Below are 19,704 nucleotides of genomic sequence, written 5' to 3'. Positions count from 1 at the left end.
ATAGTATATGAAGTATACACACAGTCTAAAAACAAATTTAAATAACAGGTGATTATCTATGAACGACCGTAAAAAGCACGTATTGCTGATCGCAAAACAATTATTCATCGACAAAGGCTTTCACTCGACATCCATTCAAGACATTTTGGATGCAGCGCAAATTTCAAAGGGAACGTTCTATAATTACTTTTCTTCTAAAAACGAATGTCTAATGGCGATCTTGCGCGACGCCTATTATATAAGTTACTTACGAAGAAATGAGCTGGCGATCGGTAAAGATCTTACAGACCCCGCCCTGCTTTCTGCACAAATTGAAATTCGTTTAACGATGAACCGGGAACAAAACTTGCTACCGTTGTTTGAAACTATCGTTCATTCCCCCGATGACGAGCTACGTCAATTCGTCAAACAGATGCATTTCCGGGAACTGGCATGGATCGCAAAACGACTCGTTAACGTCTACGGCGAAGAAATAAAACCTTACTCCTATGATTGCGCATCGTTGCTTTTCGGCTTCATCCAACACGCACTCAACGTCTGGAAAAGTTCCACTACAGAGCGCATCGATACGATGAAACTAGTCGAGTTCGTCATGCAACGAATGGAAGTTATCGTGCCAGACATCATAAAACGAGACGCACACTTCCTGTCGCAAAACTTGCTAGAAGACATGTTAACGGCTGCAGATTTTTACCCTATGACACGCGAAGTATTGATTGAGAGTTTGCAGAAGTTCGTTGAAGAGTTACCAGAGGAAGAAAACCAAAAGACGTTATACAGCCAATTTTTATTGGACGAGTTATCGACAGATCAACCTCGACTCTATTTACTAGAATCCGTCGTACGCTCATTCCGCGAAGCCTTCGAAGGCTCCGAACTGCAGCTACGAGCAATCGAACTATCCGCAGCGGTTTGGTTGTTCATCAATAAATCTCAATAAGAACAAAAAGAGACTAGCAAAGTCGCCAAGCATGACTTTGCTAGTCTCTTTTTTAATGGTTGAAAATAGGTACAAGTAATTTAGGGATTTGTGTGTATTACATATTGAAACCTACTTCAGCACTGGAGGTTATTGTCGCTCGTGTAGTGTGGGGAAACCTTTACACGTCGGTATAGATAATGGAATAAACTAGTCGCCCCCCGTCACTACTAACCACGAACCTGATGATTAGGCTCTTCCCCTAGCGCAAACGCAAGCAACGCGTCCACGTTCAGCTTCATCATCGCCTTACGCGTTTTCACCGTAGCACTGCCGATATGCGGCAACACCGTCAAATTCGGCAACGTCAGCAATGGATGATCGAGCGGAACAGGCTCCGTCTCAAACACATCTAGCCCTGCCGCATGAATCTTCTTCGTGCGTAGCGCATCAAACAACGCGTCTTCATCCACAATCCCGCCACGCGCAACATTGATCAAAATACCCGTCTCTTTCATCTGAGACAACTGCTCCGCACCGATCATTCCCTTTGTCTCTTCACTATACGGCACCAAAATCAGTACAAAATCGGACGAAGCCAGCAAATCCGGAAGCTCGGCATAACGACAGCCATACATATCTTCCATTTCGGACTTGCGGTTACGATTATGATACAGCACGTCCATATCGAACCCTTTCGCACGTCTCATCACCGCTTCACCGATCCGGCCCATTCCGACGATACCAAGAGTAGCCCCGTACACATCAGTTCCTGTGAAGCCAAGCGGCTCCCAAGAAGTCCAACGCCCTTCGCGCAACGCGTTCTCTGCGCCAATCAAATCACGGGCCGTTGCCATCAATAAAGCAAACGCCAAATCTGCCGTCGTTTCTGATAGTACATCCGGTGTATTCGTTACGATAATATTCCGTGCCACCGCAGCTTTGACATCGATATTGTTATAGCCCACTGCCATATTGACGATTACTTGTAATTTAGGAGCTGCGTTAAGCACTTCTTCATCGATTTGATCGGAGATGACGGTCCATAGTGCATCCGCGTCAGCCACTTCTTTCAGCAATACATCACGAGGAACAGCTTCACTCGTTGATTCCCACATACGTACTTCGTAGTGCTCGCGTACTGGTGCGATCATTTCTTCCGGTATCTCTCGACAAATATATACTGTTGGTTTCATGTACAACACTCCTTTAGCCACCGATATAGTTCATATTAATTTTCTTACGGTTCTTCACAGTTTGCTCCGTACGTTCATCGGAATAGCGGTCTTTTCTACCTCTCCACACGTTGGCAATCACTTCGTATAATTCTTCGTCGGTTTTATCCGAACGAATTAATTCCCGTAGATCAAAGCCGTCAGACGCGAAGAGACACGTGTATAATTTCCCTTCGGATGATAGACGAGAACGCGTACAAGTTGAACAAAACGACTCCGAAACGGATGTGATGAAGCCGACTTGTGCATCCGTTCCTACATAACGATAGCGTTTTGCGACTTCGCCGTAATAGTCTTCTTCCGCAGGCTCCATGTCGAATTCAGCAGCCAGCATGTCATAGATTTCTTTCTTCGTGACCACTTTTTTGAAGCTCCAGCCATTGTCATTGCCGACATCCATAAACTCAATGTAGCGCAATGTGATGCCACGTTCTTTGAAATACGTAGCCATTGGGAGTATTTCGCTTTCATTGACACCCTTTTGTACGACCATATTCACTTTAATCGTAAAACCGATGTCTTGTGCCTTTTGAATATTTTTGAGAACAAGTTCAGGTGAAATGCCACGGCCGTTGATTTGGCCGAACAGCTCTGGGTCAAGTGCATCTAAACTGATGTTCAGACGGCGCAATCCAGCGTCGTAAAGCGGTTGCGCGTATTGACCGAGCAGCACTGCATTGGTTGTGAGTCCGATGTCTTCGATCCCTTCGATGTCGTGAAGCTTCTGTATCAACTCGGGTAAATTGCGGCGCATTAGCGGTTCACCGCCTGTCAAACGCAGTTTCTTGACTCCTAACTGAGCGAATATCCGAGCCAAGCGTTCCAATTCCTCAAACGATAGCAATTCATTTTTGGCTAAAAATACAAAATCATCACCAAATACTTCTTTCGGCATGCAGTACGTACAGCGGAAATTACAGCGATCCGTTACAGAAATCCGCAAATCCCGAATCGGGCGTCCGAGTTGATCTACAATGGCATTCATCTTCTTCAACCCCTTTCCAGTTCACATGGCGTGTTGACATTTTTAAAAGCTATTTCAAATGTATCGGTTAATAAAGCGCCTTCAATCCACTGACCCTCATGTTGGCCTTGCACATGCATCACCCGACGATTGCCATCGCGTAACGCTTGTTTGATCGTCGGTTTGACGGTCGCATTCCAAACCGAAACGAGTGGATGACGCTTGCCTTCTACCGTGACAGATGAAATATCTCCATCATGCAATTCAAGCAATCTTTCCATGATATCCGCTTCTATAAACGGCATGTCACAAGGCAACACGACGTAGCGGTCTGCTTCCATTAATTCCATTGCGGATAAAATCCCTGCAAGAGGACCCATTCCCGCATACGACGCAAGATCCGTCGTCACATGAACGCTGTCCGGAAACTGTTCTTGAAATTCAGGACGCGTCACGACGATTATCTCATCGCAAATCGGTCGCAATGCTTCTAATGAATAATGATAGAACGAGTGACCTTCATGCGTCGCAAATGCTTTCGGTGAGCCGAAACGTCGCGATTGTCCGCCTGCCAGTAACACACCGACCGTCTTCATCCGCCGCTCACTGGTGGAATGAACGCGCAGACATCCCCTGCTTGTATGACATCATCTTTTAAGGCATACTCTTCATTCACCGCCACATGGATCGTCTCTTTACCGAAACCCGGATACGTCTCTTCCGCCCAGTTCAGCAATTCTTCCACCGTCAAAGGCGCACGATCCAAAGACTCTTCACCTTTACCCGTCAACTCCCGTAGCCTTGCAAAGTAATGAACTGTAATCATTGTGATTCGCTCCCTTTCTCTGGATATTTCTTCTGTGCACCGATCCATTCTTCGCCATCTTCCCAGATTTCTTTTTTCCAAATCGGTACGACTTCTTTAATACGCTCGATCGCATATTCATTCGCCTCATACGCTTCTTTTCTGTGAGGTGACGATACCGCAATCACTACAGCAATGTCCGATATTTTCAACTCACCAATTCGATGCGCCATAGCGACCTGAACTCCCGGCCACTTCGCTTCCATCTCGGCACCGATTTCAGCGAGCTTCTTTTCCGCCATCGGTACGTATGCTTCATACGCGAGATACAATGTGCGAACACCATGCGTCCACTCGCGTACATGTCCCGTGAATACCGTCACTGCACCCGCTGCCGGATGCAAGACCAGATCACTGTATCTCTGCACATCAATCGGCGTGTCTATGATTTCATATCGTTTCATTGTCTCGCCTCCATCCATTCTTGCAGCCAGTCGTCGAGTCGTGTGATGTCTTCGAACAGTTCGGCTGTTTTCACCGTCTGAATGATTCCAGGCAACAACTCCAACTCTTGCCGTTCCTCTTCATTTCGGATGAGAACTACTTTTTCACCAGCTTCTTGTTTATATCCTTCTATTAATAAAACATCTGGCTCACTAGAAGCCGCCAATGCCTTTAGTTGTTCAAATGAATGTTCTCTATTTTGTATCAATTGTATCATATCGCCGCCTGCCACAAGAGTAGAGACAGCTCCAAATTCTAAAAATTGCACCGTATCGGTATGTGCTGGCGGCAGTTCAGGCGCGCCACCATGCCCATGATGTTTCAGCACGGCAACTTCGCAACCAAGACGTTTCAGCACGGTAATCCAATGCGAAACAAGCGTCGTTTTCCCACTGTTCTTGAAGCCAACGACATGTAGTGTCTTCACAGTTCCCAACGCTCCACACCTTGTTCCGTTCCTAGCAATAATACGTCTACTACCATCCCTTTTTCAAAGCCGCGCGTTCCGCTTGGCAAGACGATGATACAGTTACCCCGCGCAATAGAAGACACGGCGCTAGATTTATTGAAACCTGCAGGGGTTGCAACGATGCCTTCATTTGTCATCGACCAGCTAGCACGAACGAAACGCGTGAACGGGTTCGCTTTCTTGAAATCTTCACCCAGAACCGCTTGAATCCGCGGCATATAAGGCGCTGTACAGCCCATCATCGAGTAAATGGCAGGACGCGCGAACAATTCAAATCCTGTGAAGCAAGCAGAAGGATTACCTGATAGACCGAATAATAATTTATCCCCTAAAACCGCCACCGTCGTCACACTGCCCGGACGCATCGCCACTTTATTGAACAATACTTCCGCACCGAGACGTTCATAGATTACCGGCAGATAATCATAATCCCCAACTGACACACCGCCCGTCGTAATAAGTAAGTCTGTCTCTTGAAGTGCTTTCTCGACGATTTCAGTACATGCATCCAAATCGTCTTCCATCATGCCGTACGACGTATATGTAATCCCCATTCGCTTCAACTGCGCACGAATCATCGGCCCATTTGAATTGCGAATCTTTCCTGGCTCAAGTTCATCAGCGACATCTAGCAATTCAGTTCCTGTCGACAGCACCCCAGCAATCGGCCGTTTCGCGACACGCACTTCCGCATAGCCAAATGTCGCAAGTAGCGCAATTGTTCCTGGATGAATAATTGTTCCTGCTTCGATCAATATCTCGCCTTGTTTGGCATCTTCTCCTTGACGCGAAATATTTTCGCCCGCTTCAAATGACTTTCGCAGCGTAAATCCATCGTCGTTTTCCACCGTTTGCTCCAACATGACGACTGCGTCTGCCTGTTCCGGAATCAATGCACCCGTCATGATACGAAACGATTCGCCTGACTCAATCGGACGATCCGCTACATGCCCTGCACCAATTTCCCCAATCACACGGAAGGCTTTTCTTGTATCACCCGAAGCACCCGTCGAATCTTCCGCACGGATCGCAAATCCATCATACGGTGAACGATCAAAAGGCGGCACATCATGCTTCGCTACGATCGGCTCTGCCAGCACTCGACCATATGTATCTTCTAACGGAAGAACTTCCGTCTGAAGCTTATGTACATGTTTCATCACACGCTCTACAGCTTCCGCCACTTGAATCGGTTTTCGAATTTCTACCACGTACATCTCCTACTTTCTTTTGTTATACTAACTAGTACAATGAAATGAAACGAAAGGGTGATCATCATGTCCGAACTTACACACTTCAATGAACAAGGTCGTGCCAAAATGGTCGACGTGTCCGAAAAAGAAACTACCCTACGTACAGCAATCGCAACATCGTCCATCCTCGTCAACCAATCGGTTCACGAGCAAATCACGCATGGCACAAATAAAAAAGGAGACGTCTTCGCCGTCGCGCAAGTCGCCGCCATTATGGCCGCGAAAAATACGTCCACTATCATTCCAATGTGCCATCCACTCCCTTTAACGGGTGTTGATGTCCGATTTGATTGGGACATCGATGAAGAATCTTCCCATTATAACGTGTTCATCCAAGCCGAAGTCAAAACGAAAGGCGTAACCGGCGTCGAAATGGAAGCCTTGACTGCCGCTTCTGCCGCCGCATTGACAATTTACGATATGTGTAAAGCTGCCGGCAAAGATATGGTCATCGGACCGACGATGCTACAGCATAAATCAGGTGGAAAGAATGGAGATTATCAACGCGCGGACTAACTGTCGCGCGTTTTTTTGATTGGGTTTGGTGGCTTTGGTAGCGACGGTGCTGGGGCGGCGTGGTGTGGCGCTCAATGAAGTCGCTTGAGCGCTCTATTGGGCTGCGTATCCGCTCATACTTTCATGCTAGGCGCTCTATTAGGCCGCGTAAGCGCTCATGCTTTCATGCTATCCGCTCTATCAGCACGCGTAAACGCTCATACTTTCACGCCAACCGCTCAACACGCGTAAACGCTCATACCCCCACGTCAACCGCTCTATCAAACCGCGCAGCCGCTCATACTTTCACGCCAACCGCTCTATCAGTACGCGTAGCCGCTCATACTTTCAAGCTATCCGCTCTATCAGCACGCGTAAGCGCTCATACTCCCACGCCAACCGCTCTATCAACACACGTAGCCGCTCATTCCCCCACGCCAACCGCTCTATCAACCGACACAACCGCTCATACCCTCACTCCAAATGCTTCCCCAACTCATGCACAATATGTGGCAACTCCGGCACGATCAGCTTATCCATCGCCAGCGTCACGGCCTTCGAAGAGCCCGGCAATAAAAACACGGCCTGTAAGCCAACTCCACCTGCCGCCGCGCGACTGAGCAATGCTTTCGATCCCACGTCTTCGGTATAACTCAAAAAGCGAAACAGTTCGCCAAAACCGTCTAACGGCTTCGTGAAATAAGGTGACACGGTTTCCACTGTAATATCCCGTGCGCCAATCCCCGTTCCGCCTGTGAAAATCATAGCCTGAATGGATGAATCGGACGACCAAGCGGACAGCCGCTCTACAATGTGTGCCGCTTCATCCGAGCAAATTTCATACGCCTTCACAGTATGGCCAGCTTCGACCAGCTTGTCGCAAATCACCTTGCCGCTCTTGTCATCTGCTTTCGTCCGCGTATCACTGATGGTCAGCACAGCGACCGCAATCGATTTGTCTCGCGCTTTCTGTGGTAAATGAGCCTCTTCCATTAGCTATTCCTCCTAGCCGAATAATGAATGATAGATTTTTCGTCCTTTTCGCATGTCTTTCAGTCCATGAATCAATAGTCGGCCATTGCCGAATAAAATACAGCGATAGCCTTCCGCTAGAAACTCTACGAAAAACGGTGTCTCTCGGTATTTCGATCCTAGTTGTTGCGCGACTTTCACACCGTCTACCACCGTCAATTTACGTCCCGCATCCGGTATAATCTGCACTGTATCGCGTCCGCATAGCACAGCGTATTGCGTTCCCGCCGATTGATGCAACGCAGGGTACGTCGGATGTTCACCACATGTTTCGCATTGCGGGTTCTTCATCCGACTAATTCCTGCTTCCACTGATGTATTATTCCACACATCAAAATGCAGAAGTTTTGTGCGCATGGCCTCTTCATTCCCTGTTAGCCATTTCATCGCTTCCGCACTTTGATGCGCAGCCGAAATCTGTACAGCGGGCGCAATTACCCCTACTGTATCACATGTTTCATTGACTGCCGGCATGACCGGTAGTAGACAGCGGAAACATGGTGTCTTGCTTGGAATGAAAGGAAAGACGCTGCCTGAACTGCTCACGACTGCGCCGTAGACCCAAGGGATATTCAGTTTCCATGCGACGTCATTGATCAGCAAACGCGTCTCGAAATTATCAGTTGCGTCGAGTAAAATATCCGCACCGACCGCAATTTCTTCAAGTAGTGGTCCGTCGATATGATCGAGCACCGTCGTAATGTCTACGTCTTCACGAATAGCATGCAAGCGGCGCGCTGCTGCCACCACTTTTGGCACACTATTTTTCGCATCTGCTTCGACAAATAATTGTTGCCTCTGCAAATTGGATGCTTCAACATAATCGCGGTCTGCGAGCGTTATTTTGCCGATTCCCGCGCGTACGAGCGTCTCGGAAATCGAAGAACCGAGTGCGCCACAGCCTATGATTACCGCATGTGCGTTTGATAGTTGCCGCTGTCCCAACGTGCCAATAGGTTGAAATAATGTTTGCCTTGAATAACGATTCTCCACTGGATCTACTTCCTTTCATTAAACCACAAGCGAGGCAATCGGTTAAGACCGATTGCCTACGTTTACGTCTGGACTAATATCACTGAATGAACCAACATAGCGAACGACTTCGCCTGTTCCATCTTTTACTGAACTGATGGAAAGGAACTCCAGATACTCTTCGCCGTTCTTTTTCCTATTCCAGATTTCACCTTGCCATTCACCTTGTTCATTAATAGTGCGCCACATGTCGTTATAGTAATCTCGGTCATGCCTTCCAGAACTTAAGATGTTCGGGCTCTTACCGAGCACTTCCTCTTCACTATAACCTGTTAGTTTCGTAAATGCCGGATTGACGGAAACAATAAGCCCCTTTGAATTGGTCACGAGAATACCTTGCCCAGTCGAATCAAATACTTCTTTAGACAAGCTCGTACGATCCATATAGTAGAGCCAGAAAGCCAACACAAGACTGACTAATGATACTTGTGAAAACGCCATGAAGCCAATTGAATAAGAACCTGTCATGGAGAAGATCGTTGCGAGTAATAATGGAGGGAAAAATCCACCAAGACCACCCATCATCGATACAATTCCGTTCACTGTACCTGCTTGCTTACTGAAATACATCGGTACTAGTTTAAAAATAACACCATTTCCGAGTCCCGCAGCTGCTGCAATCATAATACTGCCGACTGTGTACAGTTCGATACCCGGTGAAAATGCCAGGACGATGGACGAAATTGTCAAACCTGCGAAACAACCCATTAATAAGAATAACGGCTGGAATTTATCGCCTAACCAACCACCGACTGGACGCAATAACGTCGCGACGACGATGAAGCCGGCTGTACGAAGTCCTGCGTCGACCTTTTCAAGTTCAAAGTAATTGACGAGAAAACTCGGCAAGAACACGGTAAACGCAACGAATGAACCGAATGTGATGAAATAAAACAACGAGAAGAACCAAAGTTTCTCATTCTTATAAACGCCTTTAATTTGCTCTACAATGGGTGCTTTCACTTTTACTTCTTTACGGTCACCGAAGAAGAAGTTCATTGCGATGAACGCAAGCAGTAAAATTAAGTACATTTTGACAGTCAACGACCAACCAAACTTCATAGCGAGTACGGGTGCTGCAAACGTCGTAATTGCTGTCCCGATGTTCCCCATTCCGTAAATACCATTGACCAGTCCGTGCTTTTCTTTAGGATAATACTTCGGTAGCGACGTAACACCAACAGAGAAAATCGCGCCCCCTATCCCAAGTAACGTACCGCCGATCAAAAGCCCTGTCACTGTTGATGTTTCACTTATGTAGTAGACAGGAAATAGCAATACGATGAAACTGATGAAAAACATCATACGTGCGCCATAGACATTGGCGTAGTAGCCGAGTGGAATTCGCAAAATTGAACCGAGTACTACAGGGATTGCTGTAATGATGGCCACACGCTCTGGTGGAATGTTGATATCTTCGCTTATAAATGGTAGCAAGGAAGAAATCAAGACCCACACCATGAAGCCGACAACTAGATTTGCCGTTTGTAGAGGCAACTGAATCTTTTGTGTCATAGGAATCCATCCAATCTGAAATTAGTAGCAATGCTAACCCATTTCTTTCATTGTTTGTTAATCCGGTAGAATTGACGTGTACAATTGGTCGAATAATTCATCTTGCTCTTTTGCAAGTAAGACCGATAGAACCATTGGAAAAATGACGTTTTCTTCTTTTACAAAGTGAATCATGATCACTTCAAACGCCTCGCCTGCGTCTTTTACAACATCTTGCATCATAGCGAGTGTAAATTCCGATAGATCCCCTCTTGTGTGATGAAGGAAATGTCCGATAAACGCATCGATCTCGTCGTGTTCTTCTTGCACAGCTTGAACCGGTCCTTGATCACTGCCCACATATTTCGCGAGCATTGGAAACAGGAATGCTTCTTCCTTTTCCGTATGATTCTTTAGCGGATCAATGAATTCGACGACTAGCATGCGCAATCGCTTGAGCGCTTCGAGGCCTTCGTCACGCGTGAATCTATCATTCTCAAAATCCAGTACGATCGCATGCCACTGCTCCATTAAAGATGTCAGGAAACGATGTTCATTTTCGAGCACGCGTAATGCAGGTAGCGTATGCGTAAGTCCTGTATTGACCAACATCCTTCACCCCTTCATTTAGAAATTTAAAAATTTCTTCCGCAGCGCGTATTCGACGAGTTCCGGACGACTCTTCAATTGCAACTTGTCCATCATTTTCGCTTTATGCGCTTCTACAGTCTTGACGGAAATATAAAGCATTTCTGCAATTTCCTTATTACCGTAACCTTTAGCAACAAGCGGCAGAATCTCGATTTCGCGTTTAGATAAAATCTTGAACGGATCATCTTCATCTGCCTCTTTCGTTCCTTTCTTCACAAACTCCCTGACAAGCGACGTAGCCATGGACGGGTGAACATACGTCCCGCCGTCGTATACTTCACGAATGGCGTGTAGCAATTCTTCATCAGGAGCATTTTTCAAAATATAACCCGCTGCACCGTTTTTTAGCACATGAAACATATACTCCTCGTCATCGTACATCGTTAAAATGACGATTTTTGTTTCTGGGAAATCTTCATGAATTTTGCCTGTCGTAATCAATCCACTTTGGCCAGGAGGCATGCTAAGATCCAGTAAAATAATATCCGGTCTGTGCTTCGCAACTAGTTCATACGCTTCCAGTCCATCTGCCGCCGTTGCTACGACTTCCATATCGTCTTGGAAATTCAATATATGCATGAATCCTGTGCGGACGACTGCATGATCATCAGCTATTATGATTTTCACTTGTTGCTCTCTCCTTCTTCAGTGGAATAGTTGCTTGGACTGTCGTGCCTTCTTGCCGACTAGAATTGATCGCCAAATTACCACCTACTAGTTCCACCCGTTCTTTCATACCATAGAGACCGAGGCCCGTGCCTTGCGGTGTGAAGTCATTGACATCAAAGCCAACACCTTCATCGAATACTTTTATTTGCAGCTGGCCATCGACTTCGCTCAACGTTAAAAAGACATCTTCTACTTGGGCATATTTCATGGAGTTGAGAATCGCTTCCTGGCCGATACGATACGCAACCGTTTCAATCGCGCCTTCATAACGGCGTTCCCTCAAATCGGATTCGAAATGAACATACAGTCCATAATTCTTTTCTAAATTCTTGATGTGCGTTCGGAATGCGGCTTCCAATCCAAAATCATCGAGTACAGCCGGTCGCAGTTCGACAGATAGATGACGGATCTCATCAAGTAAGCGCATCAACGAACCTTCCGTTTGACGCAACTTCTCAAGCGCCTTATCAGTCATACCCATATATTTCAATACGCGCAAATCGACGAGTGAACTGAGCATCTCCTGCGCTACACTGTCATGCAACTCGCGTGAAATTCGTTTGCGTTCATTTTCCTGCGCCAAAATGACTTGTTGCATGCGCAATTTTTGGTGGAGAATTTCGGACGTCTCGGTTTGCCGTGTTAAATTACGCAACATCAACATGGACACGTGGTTGTCTTTATCCAACACCTGATACGTTGCGCTGTATGGTTGCAAGCCAAGATCTTTCGTCTCCAAATAGAGTTGGAATGAAGATAAGGTTTGTTGTGGTTTCTCCATGAAACACGAGACACACGTCATCTGTTCATCTTCACTCGTGAAGCCGCGGCATGTGAGACACATCGCGTCAGCCTCGCCTTGCAACATCTTTTCATAGAGCGCGGGTTCTATAATTTCTTTCGCCGCTTCATTCATCGATAGAATCTCGCCGTTCGCGCCGAAAAAGAACATCGCTTCTGTCGTACGATCATATAGTTTGTGCAGCATAGTCGTTAGTTGGTCATTATCCAATAAAGTCATCTTTCAATCGCTCCTTCATGTGAAACGGTCCGAATTGAGGTCCTACCGCATGCTTGAATTGCTCAAACTTGTCAGCCGTTAACCGGTTCGCTTCACGATAGCCAATCAAAAGCACGCCTTGCACATGATCATCAAGGAATAATGGTATCGCACCAAAACTTCTCAGCTTTTCAAATACGACAATTGGATAGTTATAGAGATCTCCATCCATCACACTTACGTCTACGTTCTCGATATTCATTGGCTTTCCTGTCTTGAAAACAATTCCTGCCACACCTTTTCCTGATTGAAGGACGATTCTACGATAGCGTAAACTTATATTCCCCGTTACATATCGCCATCTAAAGTCGTGATGATATTTCTTCAAATCCACTAACGCTAAGCCAATGAAATCCGCATGAAGCGTTTCTTTCAAATTGTCGATCGCCAGTTGGAAATTACTATTTGCTTGTCCCGTCATAGCTTAATCTCCTATTATTCATCATTCGCTTACCGAGGTGATTGTTTGGTGGGCTGATGTTTTCTATATAGGATATAACTTCTACCTACATAATTCAATGGCACACTCCAGACGTGAACGAGTCGCGTAAATGGCCACATTGCGAAAATCAGGAAGCCAGTTACAACATGAAGCTTGAATGCAATTGGAACAGATGCCATATAGGCAGCTTCCGGTTGGAAAAGTAGCAAGGATCTGAACCAGACCGAAATCGTATCACGGTAATCGAATCCTGGCGTCATCGTGTTCGTGATCAATGAGCTGTATACACCAATGAACACGATAAACAGCAAAAAGGTATTGACGATTAAATCCGATCTAGAAGATAACTTGCGAACATTTTTCTTTGTGAAACGACGTGACGTCAGGATAATCATTCCAGCTAGCGTCATCACACCAAAGAATCCGCCACCCCACACGGCGCCGATGTGGTACATGTGATCGCTAATACCCATTGCCCGCGTCCACTCTTTCGGAATTCCGAGTCCCGCCACATGACCTAAAATCACAGGGAAGATTCCGAGATGGAACAACAAACTCCCAATCATCAATTGCTTCTTTTCAATAAACTCACTCGACTTTGCCGTCCAACCGAATTGATCGCTCTTATAGCGGAAAATATGTCCTACAATAAATACTGCGATACAGATGTAAGGAAAAATGACCCATAGAAATTGACTAGTCATTAGCGGAAACCTCCCGTTGAATACATGATTTACATGTTTCACGCAGTGCACGGATCAAATGCAGCCATGGACTTTCATACTTTTCAAGTGCTTTCATTAGAAAGTACGAACCGTCCTCGATGACTGCGAGCAACATTGAAAAGCTCTGTTGCGCTCGCGGATCTCCCTTCCATTCAGCTGCATAAATAAACTCACACATTAACGGAAGCAAGTCAGATAGTTCTTCATCCGGCATTTCGAGCCCGAACATTTCGTATAACACTTTTAACTGCGCTAGCGTCTGACCACGCTCTTTCGAGTCCGCAAACTTCACATAGGTCATGAACAACGTAGCGTCTTTTTGGAAATCGAATGTGTAGGTGTACATCTCTTGTATTTCATCCAAACTGTACGTTTGCATCGTTTGCCAATACAGCTGCAGGTCTTCATAACCTGCAGCATCTTCTGTTACATACTCATTCCACATATCTGGATGGAATGTCAGCTTTTCCGGGTAGTTCAGTTGATGGGAGAAAAAGCCGAAGATATGCTTCTTTTCATATAAGAGATCGAGATTAATCACGCCAGATCCCCCCATAGAAATTCTCTTCGTAGATTTGCTTGCCCGTTTTCACTGGAGCTGCTCCCGGCGTCACAGGTCCACAACCATCACACCCTCCGTCCGATCCCATTACGGAGAATGAAGAATACGGATTTTGGGCTGGTGCTTGTTCGCCGTATGTGCCCATGCCGTCATAACCTGCTGAACCTTGTGAGCGGTAGACGTTCATCTGACTTTCCTTATGAGATGTCGGGATCACGAAACGATCTTCGTATTTGGCAATAGCAAGCAAACGATACATCTGCTTTGTCTGTTTCGCTGTCAATCCGACACGCTCTAGTTTGGATTCGTCGAAGTCCTTGCCTGAAGAAACCGCACGCATATATGAACGCATCATCGCCATACGTTGCAAGCCTCCCTTGACGATATCCACGTCTCCAGCGGTCAGCATATTGGCTAAATACTGAAGCGGAATCCGCATTTCTTCAATAGCCGGGAAAATCATGTCCGGATTTTTGATGGAATCTTTTCCTTCAAAGTAATTCATGATCGGGCTAAGTGGCGGAACGTACCATACCATTGGCAATGTCCGGTATTCCGGGTGCAATGGGAAGGCCAGTTTATACTCAATCGCTAACTTATACACCGGTGAATTTTGTGCTGCTTCGATCCAGTCTTCAGAAATACCATCTTTGATTGCTTGTTCGATAATTTCCGGATCATGTGGATCTAGGAACAAATCGCATTGTGCTTGGTACAAGTCTTTCGGATCGGGTGTAGATGCGGCTTCTTGCACGCGGTCTGCATCGTAAAGCAAGACACCTAGGTAGCGGATTCGACCTGTGCATGTCTCGGAACAAACTGTCGGCAAACCGGATTCCACGCGCGGAAAACAGAATGTACATTTTTCCGCTTTATTCGTTTTCCAGTTGAAGTACACTTTCTTGTACGGACAACCCGTCATGCAGTAACGCCATCCGCGACATGCTTCTTGGTCGACAAGAACGATTCCATCTTCGTCACGCTTGTACATGGCGCCTGACGGACAAGAGGCTACACAGCTCGGGTTCAAGCAGTGTTCACATAGTCGCGGCAAGTACATCATGAACGCTTGTTCAAAGTTGAATTTGATTTCTTCTTCGATTTTCTCAATATTCGGGTCTGTGGGTCCTGTAATATGTGCACCAGCTAACTGATCTTCCCAGTTCGGCCCCCACTCTGGATCCATGTATTCGCCTGTGACTACAGACTTTGCACGTGCAACCGGCGTATGTTCTTGATCCGGTGCGGACGTCAGTTTTTCATAGTCGTACGTCCATGGCTCATAGTAATCTTTCATTTCAGGCATATCCGGATTATAGAAGATTTTACCGAGTGCGACTTTCGACAGCTTAGAACCAGACTTCAATTCCAACTTACCCTTTCGCAACTGCCAGCCACCCTTGTAGAGTTCTTGGTCTTCCCAGCGTTTCGGGTACCCAATCCCCGGTTTCGTTTCTACGTTATTGAACCACATATACTCGGCACCTTCGCGGTTCGTCCATGTCGTTTTACACGTCACACTACACGTATGACACCCAATACACTTGTCTAAGTTCATTACCATTGCAACTTGCGCTTTAATTTTCAAGCCAGTTGACCTCCTTCATCTTACGGACTGCGACGTAGACATCACGTTGGTTACCGATCGGTCCGTAGTAGTTGAATCCATAACTGAGCTGGGCATAGCCGCCTACCATTTGAGTCGGCTTCATGTGAATTCGCGTCGGTGCATTATGGCTTCCTCCGCGTTGCTCGGTGATTTCCGAACCTGGCATCTGAATATGCTTATCCTGTGCGTGGTACATAAACATTGTACCTTTAGGCATTCTGTGACTGACAACGGCACGTGCATTGACGACCCCGTTTCGGTTATACACTTCGAGCCAAGCATTGTCGTCGATTCCGTGTTCTTCCGCATCGAGATTCGATAGCCATACAGTCGGACCGCCACGGAATAACGTCAGCATGTGCTGGTTGTCTTGGTATGTCGAGTGAATATTCCATTTGCCGTGGGGCGTTAAATAGCGAAGAACGAGTGCATCTTGTCCGCCTTTAACTTCTGCATCGCGATCCGCGAAAACAAATGGCGGAAGCGTTGGTTTATAGACCGGCAATGCTTCGCCGAACCCAAGGAATAATTCGTGATCGACGTAGAAATGCTGCCTGCCCGTCAATGTTCGGAATGGCACGAGACGTTCGATGTTTGTCGTAAATGGCGAGTAGCGTCGGCCGAGTTTATTCGAACCACTGAAGACCGGTGTTGGAATGACTTCACGCGGTTGCGCGGTAATCCCTGCGAATGTGAAGCGCTCGGCTGCGCGGTCTGCCGATATATCTTTCAATTCGACGCCCGTGTCTTGCTCCGCTGCTTCAAATGCACGTTGTGACACGCGGCCGTTTGTTGCGGAAGACAGTGTTAACATCGCTTCTGCTGCGTGTTTCGCTGTGTACAATTTAGGCAAGCCGTCTTTCACGGTATCGTCCTCATAAATACCGTTGATCCCTTTCATCATTTCATATTCGTCCGCTACTGAGAAACTGACACCGTGTGCGCCCGTTTTTCCTGTGGATAATAAAGGTCCGAGCGTAATGTATTTATCATAAATTTTCGTAAAGTCGCGCTCCACGATTGTCATACCTGGCATCGTTTTGCCCGGAATGGCTTCGATTTCACCTTTACTCCAGTCATGCACCTCGCCCATCGGCTGAGCAATTTCCTGAACCGAGTCATGCGCTAACGGAGATGTGACTAAGTCTTTATAGACGCCTGGCAAATGCGTTTCCGCAAGTGTCGAGAACGTTTTTGCGATTTCGCGATAAATGTCCCAGTCCGATTTGGATTCCCATAATGGGTTAACTGCCGGATTAAATGGATGGACAAATGGATGCATATCTGTTGAAGATAAATCCACTTTTTCATACCATGTCGCAGCTGGGAGCACGAGATCTGCATAAAGTGGCGTCGCGGTCATACGGAAATCGAGCGCTACTAATAGATCGAGCTTGCCTTCCACATCATCGCGCCAGACCATTTCTTTCGGTTTCATATCTTCGTTCGGTGTCGCAAGCAAGCCGTCCGAAGCACCGAGTAAGTGTCGCATGAAGTACTCTTGTCCTTTTGCAGAACTGGAGATCAAATTCGAACGCCAGACAAATAATGAACGCGGGAAATTTTCCGGTGCTCCTGGATCTTCTGCTGCGAATTGTAATTCACCGGATTTCAATTGATCCACGACATGCGAAACAACTTCTTTTGTATCCGTCTTCCCAAGCTTCGCCGCTTCTTCCACGAGCAATAAACTATTTTTATTGAACTGAGGATAAGATGGCAACCAGCCAAGTCGCGCCGCGAGGACGTTATAGTCTGCCGGATGCTGGTATCTTGCTTCTCCACCAAGTGGCGACATAAGTGTATCTGTCCCCGCTTCTTCGTACTTCCATTGATCCGTCGCAAAGTAGAAGAATGATGTGGCGTTTTGCAAACGCGGTGGACCTTGCCAGTCTTTCGCGAAGGCGATCGTGCTCCAGCCTTCGATTGGACGACATTTCTCTTGTCCTACGTAATGCGCCCAACCTCCGCCGTTCACTCCTTGGGAAGCCGTCAGTGTAACGAGGTTGAGAATCGCACGGTAGATCGTATCACTGTTGAACCAGTGATTGATTCCTGCGCCCATAATAATCATTGAACGTCCGCCTGTGTCGATGGCGTTTTGTGCAAACTCCATGGCGATTTGCGTAACGAGTTCCGGTTTAACGTTCGTGATCGCTTCTTGCCAAGCCGGTGTATAGATAGAAGTCACATCGTCATAACCTGTTGCCTCTAGCTCACTGCCGATCCGGTTGACACCGTACTGACTCAGCATGACATCATACGTTGTCGCAACTAAACGCTCTGTGCCGTCTGCAAACTGTACTTTCATCGCGGGAATCGGGCGCTTGAATGTGCCATTTCCTCGGTTATCGAAGTACGGGAAATGAATTTCTTGCCATTGCTCTGCTTGCTTTTCGATGGATAATGCGGGCTCAACGCGTGTGCCATCCGCGTTTTCTAGTTGCAGATTCCACTTGACGTCTTCTTCCCAGCGCTGCCCCATCGTGCCGTTTGGAACTATGATTTCATCTCTCGCTTCATCAAATAGTACGGGTTTCCATTCGGCGTGTGCCGACTGCTGTCCAAGATCGCTTGCACGCAAGAAACGTCCGGCTTTATACGAATCTTCATGCGGATCTAGTAGAATCAAGAACGGCATGTCCGTGTATTGTTTGGCATATTTCATAAATGTCGGTTCTTTGCGTTTCTGATAGAATTCATCCAAAATAACGTGCGTCATAGCTTGAGCAACTGCCGCGTCCGTCCCTGGGTTCGCTCCAATCCAATCGTCGGCATGCACTACGCTTTCCGCATAATCCGGTGCAACCGAGACAACTTTCGTCCCTTTATAGCGAACTTCCGTCATGAAGTGCGCGTCTGGCGTCCGTGTAAGCGGAACATTAGAGCCCCACATAATGATATAGCCTGCGTTGAACCAGTCACTCGATTCCGGAACGTCCGTCTGCTCACCCCAGATTTGCGGAGAGGATGGCGGTAGATCTGCATACCAGTCGTAGAAACTGAGCATTTCGCCGCCGAGTAATGAAATGAAGCGCGCGCCCGATGCATAACTGACCATTGACATCGCAGGAATCGGTGTGAATCCTGCCACGCGATCCGGACCGTATTTTTGTACCGTATAGATGAGTTGTGCCGCAATCAGCATCGTCGCATCACGCCAATGAATCCGAACGTGACCGCCTTTACCGCGGGCTTTTTTGTATTCATTGGATTTCTCAGGATCTTCAACAATCGCTGTCCATGCTTTTACAGGATCTTTCGTTTCCTCCAGCGCTTCGTTCCACATGCGCCACAGTTTGCCGCGTATATAAGGATACTTCACGCGCAATGGGCTGTATTCATACCAAGAAAATGATGCGCCACGTGGACAACCACGCGGTTCGAATTCAGGCATATCCGGACCACAGGAAGGATAATCGATTTGCTGATTTTCCCATGTGATGATGCCGTTCTTGACGAAAACCTTCCAGCTACAAGAGCCTGTACAGTTTACGCCATGCGTTGTACGCACCACTTTGTCATGCGACCAGCGCTGACGGTACATGTTTTCCCAGTCACGATTTTTCTCTTCTAACACTGACCAACTTCCAGAATAACTCTCAACGGGTTTAAAATAATTCAATCCGAATCTCTTTTTCATCGAACATTTCCACTCCTTCTCAGAATGTAGCAGTAAATGAATCAGACTTATTACTCTTCTACCCTCAAATAGACGAAGTAGTCTGAATTTAAACTAAGGGAATTCCCTATTAATTACTGTGTATTACAGGACTTTTCGACT

Annotated in this window: 20 protein-coding genes; 2 read left to right on the top strand and 18 right to left on the bottom strand. The window is 46.8% G+C overall.

The features are described 5' to 3' along the window. Positions 1-58: 58 nt before the first annotated feature. On the top strand, positions 59-940 hold the full coding sequence (locus tag CSV74_RS12045) for a TetR/AcrR family transcriptional regulator (protein WP_099691837.1): 882 nt from the start codon (positions 59-61) through the stop codon (positions 938-940). 209 nt (positions 941-1,149) lie between these two features. Here CSV74_RS12045 and CSV74_RS12040 read toward each other — a convergent pair whose 3' ends face one another. The 7 genes from CSV74_RS12040 to CSV74_RS12010 are packed head-to-tail and all read right to left on the bottom strand — an operon-like array spanning position 1,150 to position 6,107. Further along, positions 1,150-2,115: a 2-hydroxyacid dehydrogenase gene (locus CSV74_RS12040; protein ID WP_099691836.1), complete on the bottom strand. Its 966-nt coding sequence runs from the start codon at positions 2,113-2,115 to the stop codon at positions 1,150-1,152. A 13-nt stretch (positions 2,116-2,128) separates the two neighbouring features. After that, the gene (moaA, locus tag CSV74_RS12035) at positions 2,129-3,139 is read right to left on the bottom strand and encodes a GTP 3',8-cyclase MoaA (RefSeq protein ID WP_099691835.1); all 1,011 of its coding nucleotides are present in this window, start codon (positions 3,137-3,139) and stop codon (positions 2,129-2,131) included. A gap of 5 nt (positions 3,140-3,144) precedes the next feature. Beyond that, positions 3,145-3,714, bottom strand: a complete 570-nt coding sequence (gene mobA / locus CSV74_RS12030; protein ID WP_099691834.1) for a molybdenum cofactor guanylyltransferase — start codon at positions 3,712-3,714, stop codon at positions 3,145-3,147. After that, positions 3,711-3,944, bottom strand: coding sequence for a molybdopterin converting factor subunit 1 (moaD, locus tag CSV74_RS12025; protein ID WP_029053550.1), 234 nt, complete (start codon positions 3,942-3,944; stop codon positions 3,711-3,713). The genes mobA and moaD overlap by 4 nt, the downstream gene beginning before the upstream one ends. Next, positions 3,941-4,387, bottom strand: a complete 447-nt coding sequence (locus CSV74_RS12020) for a molybdenum cofactor biosynthesis protein MoaE (RefSeq protein ID WP_099691833.1) — start codon at positions 4,385-4,387, stop codon at positions 3,941-3,943. Before CSV74_RS12020 ends, moaD begins: the two co-directional genes overlap by 4 nt. Continuing rightward, a complete protein-coding gene (gene mobB / locus CSV74_RS12015) occupies positions 4,384-4,854 on the bottom strand; it encodes a molybdopterin-guanine dinucleotide biosynthesis protein B (protein WP_158231794.1) in 471 nt (156 codons plus the stop codon). Before mobB ends, CSV74_RS12020 begins: the two co-directional genes overlap by 4 nt. Next, positions 4,851-6,107 carry a molybdopterin molybdotransferase MoeA gene (locus CSV74_RS12010; RefSeq protein ID WP_099691831.1) on the bottom strand — a complete coding sequence of 419 codons (1,257 nt, stop codon included), beginning with the start codon at positions 6,105-6,107 and terminating at the stop codon, positions 4,851-4,853. The genes mobB and CSV74_RS12010 overlap by 4 nt, the downstream gene beginning before the upstream one ends. Before the next feature lie 66 nt (positions 6,108-6,173). On the opposite strand from CSV74_RS12010, the gene moaC reads away from it, so the two are divergent. Further along, the gene (gene moaC, locus CSV74_RS12005; RefSeq protein ID WP_099691830.1) at positions 6,174-6,665 is read left to right on the top strand and encodes a cyclic pyranopterin monophosphate synthase MoaC; all 492 of its coding nucleotides are present in this window, start codon (positions 6,174-6,176) and stop codon (positions 6,663-6,665) included. Between the two features lie 453 nt (positions 6,666-7,118). On the opposite strand, the gene CSV74_RS12000 is transcribed toward moaC, so the two are convergent. From CSV74_RS12000 to CSV74_RS11950, 11 genes are read right to left on the bottom strand one after another with little or no spacing between them, the layout of a single operon-like run. Beyond that, on the bottom strand, positions 7,119-7,637 hold the full coding sequence (locus tag CSV74_RS12000; protein ID WP_099691829.1) for a MogA/MoaB family molybdenum cofactor biosynthesis protein: 519 nt from the start codon (positions 7,635-7,637) through the stop codon (positions 7,119-7,121). A gap of 12 nt (positions 7,638-7,649) precedes the next feature. Then, positions 7,650-8,669 carry a ThiF family adenylyltransferase gene (locus tag CSV74_RS11995; RefSeq protein ID WP_099691828.1) on the bottom strand — a complete coding sequence of 340 codons (1,020 nt, stop codon included), beginning with the start codon at positions 8,667-8,669 and terminating at the stop codon, positions 7,650-7,652. A gap of 42 nt (positions 8,670-8,711) precedes the next feature. Then, a complete protein-coding gene (locus CSV74_RS11990; RefSeq protein WP_099691827.1) occupies positions 8,712-10,223 on the bottom strand; it encodes an MFS transporter in 1,512 nt (503 codons plus the stop codon). Positions 10,224-10,280: 57 nt separating this feature from the next. Next, positions 10,281-10,814 (bottom strand): hemerythrin domain-containing protein, encoded by a 534-nt coding sequence (locus CSV74_RS11985; RefSeq protein ID WP_099691826.1) that lies wholly within the window; start codon positions 10,812-10,814, stop codon positions 10,281-10,283. A 15-nt stretch (positions 10,815-10,829) separates the two neighbouring features. After that, on the bottom strand, positions 10,830-11,480 hold the full coding sequence (locus CSV74_RS11980) for a response regulator (RefSeq protein WP_099670229.1): 651 nt from the start codon (positions 11,478-11,480) through the stop codon (positions 10,830-10,832). Further along, entirely contained in the window at positions 11,461-12,543 is a 1,083-nt protein-coding gene (locus CSV74_RS11975; protein WP_099691825.1) for a sensor histidine kinase, read from the bottom strand. The genes CSV74_RS11980 and CSV74_RS11975 overlap by 20 nt, the downstream gene beginning before the upstream one ends. Beyond that, positions 12,527-13,003 (bottom strand): GAF domain-containing protein, encoded by a 477-nt coding sequence (locus CSV74_RS11970; RefSeq protein WP_029053561.1) that lies wholly within the window; start codon positions 13,001-13,003, stop codon positions 12,527-12,529. Before CSV74_RS11970 ends, CSV74_RS11975 begins: the two co-directional genes overlap by 17 nt. 29 nt (positions 13,004-13,032) lie before the next feature. Continuing rightward, a complete protein-coding gene (gene narI / locus CSV74_RS11965) occupies positions 13,033-13,728 on the bottom strand; it encodes a respiratory nitrate reductase subunit gamma (protein ID WP_099691824.1) in 696 nt (231 codons plus the stop codon). Then, positions 13,721-14,290 (bottom strand): nitrate reductase molybdenum cofactor assembly chaperone, encoded by a 570-nt coding sequence (narJ, locus tag CSV74_RS11960; RefSeq protein WP_099670226.1) that lies wholly within the window; start codon positions 14,288-14,290, stop codon positions 13,721-13,723. Before narJ ends, narI begins: the two co-directional genes overlap by 8 nt. Then, positions 14,283-15,899, bottom strand: coding sequence for a nitrate reductase subunit beta (gene narH, locus CSV74_RS11955; protein ID WP_029053564.1), 1,617 nt, complete (start codon positions 15,897-15,899; stop codon positions 14,283-14,285). Before narH ends, narJ begins: the two co-directional genes overlap by 8 nt. After that, positions 15,889-19,563: a nitrate reductase subunit alpha gene (locus tag CSV74_RS11950; RefSeq protein ID WP_099691823.1), complete on the bottom strand. Its 3,675-nt coding sequence runs from the start codon at positions 19,561-19,563 to the stop codon at positions 15,889-15,891. The genes narH and CSV74_RS11950 overlap by 11 nt, the downstream gene beginning before the upstream one ends. Between the last annotated feature and the right edge of the window lie 141 nt (positions 19,564-19,704).

It is taken from the genome of Sporosarcina sp. P19 (assembly GCF_002743165.1).
Taxonomy (GTDB): domain Bacteria; phylum Bacillota; class Bacilli; order Bacillales_A; family Planococcaceae; genus Sporosarcina; species Sporosarcina ureae.
Note: the sequence above shows the minus strand (reverse complement) of the source record. Positions and strands in the feature narration are given on the sequence as shown.